Origin of the sequence: Sphingomonas sp. 10B4, from assembly GCF_035019905.1 — a bacterium.
Taxonomy (GTDB): domain Bacteria; phylum Pseudomonadota; class Alphaproteobacteria; order Sphingomonadales; family Sphingomonadaceae; genus Sphingomonas; species Sphingomonas glacialis.
The window spans coordinates 1-5,330 of record NZ_JASJVC010000122.1 but is presented as its reverse complement, the minus strand read 5'-3'; the positions used below and the strand labels follow the sequence as shown (position 1 = coordinate 5,330).

Annotated in this window: 5 protein-coding genes; all 5 read left to right on the top strand. The window is 67.7% G+C overall.

Annotated features, from left to right (window positions below; translation table 11 throughout):
• Positions 1 to 85 precede the first annotated feature (85 nt).
• On the top strand, positions 86 to 946 hold the full coding sequence (murB, locus tag QN347_RS18665) for a UDP-N-acetylmuramate dehydrogenase (protein WP_323494305.1): 861 nt from the start codon (positions 86 to 88) through the stop codon (positions 944 to 946).
• 100 nt (positions 947 to 1,046) lie between these two features.
• Complete coding sequence (locus tag QN347_RS18660) at positions 1,047 to 1,994, top strand: D-alanine--D-alanine ligase (RefSeq protein WP_322160484.1); 948 nt, start codon at positions 1,047 to 1,049, stop codon at positions 1,992 to 1,994.
• Positions 1,991 to 2,974 (top strand): cell division protein FtsQ/DivIB, encoded by a 984-nt coding sequence (locus QN347_RS18655; RefSeq protein ID WP_322160482.1) that lies wholly within the window; start codon positions 1,991 to 1,993, stop codon positions 2,972 to 2,974. The genes QN347_RS18660 and QN347_RS18655 overlap by 4 nt, the downstream gene beginning before the upstream one ends.
• 29 nt (positions 2,975 to 3,003) lie before the next feature.
• Positions 3,004 to 4,266: a cell division protein FtsA gene (gene ftsA / locus QN347_RS18650; RefSeq protein ID WP_322160480.1), complete on the top strand. Its 1,263-nt coding sequence runs from the start codon at positions 3,004 to 3,006 to the stop codon at positions 4,264 to 4,266.
• A 111-nt stretch (positions 4,267 to 4,377) separates the two neighbouring features.
• On the top strand, positions 4,378 to 5,330 hold a 953-nt coding region (ftsZ, locus tag QN347_RS18645), incomplete at its 3' end, for a cell division protein FtsZ (RefSeq protein ID WP_323494304.1).

Below are 5,330 nucleotides of genomic sequence, written 5' to 3'. Positions count from 1 at the left end.
CCCCCCCCCCCCCCCCCGCGGGCGGCCCCGGCGGGGCCCCCCCCCCCACCTCGGACTCGCAAGCGGGCGGGGGATAGAAGGGCGCGTGACCGAGTCCGCCCCGCTTGCCCCGCTCGTCTGGTTCAAATCCGGCGGCAGCGCGCAGTGGCTGTTCGAACCCAAGGACGTCGCCGACCTCAGCGCCTTCCTCGCCGCGCTCGACCCCAGCATCCCCGTCCTCCCGCTCGGCCTCGGCTCGAACCTGATCGTCCGCGATGGCGGCGTGCCCGGCGTGGTGATCCGCCTCGGCAAGCCCTTCGCCAAGGTCGAGACGCTCGACTCCACCACCCTGCGCTGCGGCGGCGGCGCGAGCGGGATCCTCGTGTCGTCGAGCGCGCGCGATGCCGGCATCGGCGGCGTCGAGTTCCTGCGCTCGATCCCCGGCACCGTCGGCGGTTTCGTGCGGATGAATGGCGGGGCCTATGGCCGCGAAACCAAGGACGTGCTCGTCGAGTGCGAGATCGTCTTGCGCTCGGGCGAGCGGCAGACGCTCGCGGTCGAGGCGCTCGGCTATACCTATCGCCACTCGACGCTGCCCGCGGGCGCCGTCGTCGTGAGCGCGACCTTCCGCGGTCATCCCGAAGAACCGGCAGTCATCCAGGCCGAGATGGACCGCATCGCCGCCGAGCGCGAGGCGTCGCAGCCGTTGCGCTCGAAGACCGGCGGTTCGACCTTCAAGAATCCGCCCGGCCACAAGGCCTGGGCGCTGATCGACGCCGCCGGCTGCCGGGGCCTGCGGCGCGGCGATGCGCAGGTCAGCGAGAAGCATTGCAATTTCCTTCTCAACCTAGGCGCGGCGACGAGCGCCGATATCGAGGCCTTGGGTGAGGATGTGATTGCGCGGGTGAAGGCACAGTCCGGGGTGACGCTCGAGTGGGAAATTCAGCGGGTGGGAATCGAGCAGTGAACGGGACTCTTTCGTCGCCGCGGTGCAGGCCGGGGCCGCTCGGTTTCGGGCGTACCCTATCATCGCAAGGCGGCCCCGGCCTGCGCCGGGGCGACGGGCTGTGAGCGCACTTCACGTAGCAGTCCTGATGGGCGGCTGGTCGGCCGAGCGCGACGTGTCGCTGATGTCGGGCGCGGGCGTTGCCGATGCGCTCGAATCGCTCGGCCACCGCGTGACGCGGATCGACATGGGGCGTGACGTCGCGGCAAAGCTCGCCGAGGCGAAGCCCGATATCGTCTTCAACGCGCTCCATGGCACGCCCGGCGAGGATGGTTCGGTGCAAGGCATGCTCGACCTGATGGGGCTGACCTATACGCATTCCGGCCTCGCCACCTCGGTCATCGCGATCGACAAGCAACTCACCAAGCTGCTGCTCGTCCCCGCCGGGATCCCGATGCCGGGCGGGCGGATCGTCAAGAGCGCGACGCTGTACGACGGCGACCCGTTGCCGCGGCCCTATGTGCTCAAGCCCGTCAACGAAGGGTCGTCGGTCGGCGTGGCGATCGTCACCGCCGAGGGTAATCATGGCAACCCGATCGCGCGCAGCACGCCCGGGCCGTGGAGCGAGTTCGACGAATTGCTCGCCGAGCCGTATATCCGTGGCCGCGAGCTCACCACCGCGGTGCTCGGCGACACGGCGCTCGGCGTCACGGAGCTCAAGCCGCTCACCGGCTGGTACGATTACGAATCGAAATATACCGACGGCAAGACCGAGCACATCTTCCCCGCCGCGATCCCCGACGAAATCACCGCGGCGTGCAAGCAGATCGCGCTCGACGCGCACCGCCTGCTCGGCTGCAAGGGCGCGTCGCGCTCGGATTTCCGCTGGGACGACGAGGCCGGGGTCGAGGGGCTGTTCCTGCTCGAGGTCAACACCCAGCCGGGGATGACCCCGCTCAGCCTGGTGCCTGAGCAAGCCAAGCATTGCGGGATTTCCTATCCGCAGCTCGTCCAGGCGATCGTCGACGAGGCGGTGAAGGATCGGGCGCTGAAAGAAAAGGCGCCATGAGCAGCGGCACGATCAAGCGCGGCACCGCACGCCGCCCGGTCCAGCCGAAGCGGCGCAAGCCGCCCAAGGCATCGACGATCGACAAGCTGATCGCGATGCTGCCGGTCAGCGAAGCGACGCTCCATAAGATCGCGACCTGGTCGATCATGGGCGCGGTCGGCGCGGCGGTGCTCGTCGGTGCGACCTATCTCGGCGTGCCCGCGGCGATCGGCAGCGCGATCTGCGAGGGGATCGGCGATGCGGGGTTCCGCGTCACCAACATCCAGATCACCGGTCTCAAGCGGATGGACCACAACGTCATCTACAAGATCGCGGCGAACCAGCCGTCGATGGCGATGCCGCTCGTCAGCCTCGAAAAGATCCGCCAGGATCTGCTCGCACACAGCGGCTGGATCGAGGATGCGCACGTCTCGCGGCGGCTGCCCGACACGCTGATGGTCAACGTCATCGAGCGTACGCCGAGCGCGATCTGGCAGAACAAGGGCCAGCTCTCGCTGATCTCGGCGAACGGAACGTGGCTCGAGCCGGTCAATCCCGAGGCGATGCCCGATCTGCCGCTCGTGATTGGCGCGCACGCCAATGAGCAGGAGCCGGCGTATCGGCAATTGCTCGACGTCGCGCCCGCGTTGCGCGGCCAGGTCAAGGCGGCGACGTGGGTCGGTAACCGTCGCTGGACGCTGACCTTCGAAAGCGGCGAGACGCTCGCTCTGCCCGAGGGTGATACCGCAGCGGGCAGGGCGCTGGTGCGCTTCGCGCAGCTCGACGGGGTCAAGCCGCTGCTCGGCAAGGGCTGGCTGGGGTTCGACATGCGCGACCCCACGCGGCTGGTGGCGCGCAAGCCTGGGTTGGTCGACAACAAGGCGATCACCGATCCCACGGCGACGACGCCCGCGGGGACGCCGGTGACGGGGCAGGCGGCCCCGGCGGAGAAATCGGGCGTGATCGAAGCGAAACAATCGGGGCCAGCAGGCCAAGGATAGCGTAAGCGGGCGGAACAGGGGACAAGCAGATGGCGAAGACAGCACCGGAGGGCCTCATCACCGCGCTCGACATCGGGTCGTCCAAGGTGTCGGCGATGATCGCGCAGAAGGGTGACGGCGGCGAGTTGATCGTGCTCGGCACCGGCCAGCGCGAGAGTCGCGGCGTCAAGCGCGGCTATATCGCCGATGCCGCCGCGACCGAAGTCGCGGTGCGCGAGGCGGTCGAGCAGGCCGAGCGGATCGCGGGCACCAATATCGAGAACGTGTGGGTCAGCTTCTCGGCCGGTGGCCTCGTATCCGACGTCGCGTCGATCGAGTTCGAGCTCGGCGGCCACCGTGTCGAGCAGTCCGACATCGACGCCTTGCTCCAGGCGGGTCGCGATTCGATCGACCCGGCAGGCCGCATGGTGCTGCACGCGCAGCCTGCGCTCTACACGCTCGACGGGCTGACTGGGGTGAAGCGCCCGCTCGGGCTGCATGCCGACCGGCTCGGCGTCCATATCCATGTCGTCGCCGCCGACGGGTCGCCGGTGCGCAATCTTGGTTTGTGCGTCGCGAATGCGCATCTCGAAGTGAAGTCGATCATTGCCTCGCCCGTCGCCACTGGAATGGCATGCCTGTCCGACGAGGAGCGCGAGCTCGGCGTCGCGCTGGTCGAGCTGGGGGCAGGGATCACCAACGTCTCGCTGTTCGCCGGCGGCATGCTCGTCGGGCTGATGTCGATCCCGATCGGCGCGCAGGACATTACCGACGACATCGCCTCGGCCTTCGGCACGCGTCGCGCGCAGGCCGAGCGGATGAAGTGCGTCCACGGCTCGGCCAATGCGTCCCCGCGCGACAATCACGAGATGATCGACGTCGCGCCGGTCTCGGCCGAGGACGACGCGCATGACGGCACGCGCATCACCAAGGCGCAGCTGATCGCCGTGATCCGCCAGCGGCTCGACCATCTGATCGGCGAAGTCGGCAAGGCGCTTGCCGAGCTGAAGTTCGAAGGGCCCGTTGGGCGCCAGGTCGTGCTGACCGGCGGCGGGGCGGAGCTCAAGGGCATTGCCGACTATGCGCAGCAGGCGCTCGGCCGCTCGGTGCGGATCGGCCGCCCGCGCGGGCTGACCGCTTTGCCCGAGGCGCATGCCGGGCCGGCATTCGCGACGCTCGCCGGGCTCGCTTTCTACGCGGCGGCCGATCCGGTCGATCTGCGCGCGCTCTCGAGCAAGCAGCAATTGGTGCACCGCCCGAAGGGTTTCGCGCTGTTCCGACGCCTGATGGCGGCAGCCCGCGCGAATTATTAAAGATTTGCTACTGGATTGTGCGGTTCGCTCTGGAAGGACCGCCAGCGATGGTGCAAGACTACACCTATATCAGTTTGGCGCCGGGGTGTGGGCGCACGTTGGAGACCGGACATGAGCATCGAATTTTTGCCGCCAGAAGTCGATGAGCTCACGCCGCGCATCGCGGTGATCGGCGTTGGCGGCGCTGGCGGCAACGCCATCGCCAACATGATGCGGGCCGATGTGCAGGGCGTCGAGTTCCTCGTCGCCAACACCGACTCGCAGGCGCTCAAGCAGTCGACCGCGAGCCACAAGATCCAGCTCGGCGCGAAGATTACGCAGGGCCTCGGCGCCGGCTCGCGCCCCGAGATCGGGCGTGCGGCGGCCGAAGAGACGATCGAGCAAGTCACCAAGATGCTCGAAGGCTCGCACATGTGCTTCATCGCCGCCGGCATGGGTGGCGGTACCGGGACCGGTGCGGCGCCCGTCATCGCCAAGGCGGCACGTGACATGGGCATCCTGACGGTCGGCGTCGTCACCAAGCCATTCGCCTTTGAAGGCACGCGCCGCGCGAAAAGCGCTGAGGCGGGCATCGAGGAGCTGCAGAAGTATGTCGACACGCTGATCGTCATTCCCAACCAGAACCTGTTCCTCGTCGCCAATGCGAACACGACCTTCAAGGAAGCGTTCCAGATGGCGGACGAAGTCCTCCAGCAGGGCGTTCGCGGGATTACCGACCTGATGGTCATGCCCGGCCTCATCAACCTCGATTTCGCCGACGTCCGTTCGGTGATGCAGGAAATGGGCAAGGCGATGATGGGCACCGGCGAGGCCGAGGGCGACAATCGCGCGATCGAGGCGGCATCGAAGGCGATCGCCAACCCGCTGCTCGACGGTGTCAGCATGAAGGGCGCCAAGGGCGTCATCGTCTCGATCACCGGTGGCGACGACATGCGCCTGCTCGAAGTCGACGAAGCCGCAAACCACATCCGCGAGCTGGTCGACGAAGACGCCAACATCATCTGGGGCTCGGCGTTCAACCCCGATCTCGAGGGCAAGATCCGCGCTGTCTCTTATACACATCT

What these genes read in the sequence shown, in the direction of transcription:
- QN347_RS18655 (WP_322160482.1), top strand. Translation starts at nt 1,991, where the DNA reads ATGAGCAGCGGCACGATCAAGCGCGGCACCGCACGCCGCCCGGTCCAG.
- ftsA (WP_322160480.1), top strand. Translation starts at nt 3,004, where the DNA reads ATGGCGAAGACAGCACCGGAGGGCCTCATCACCGCGCTCGACATCGGG.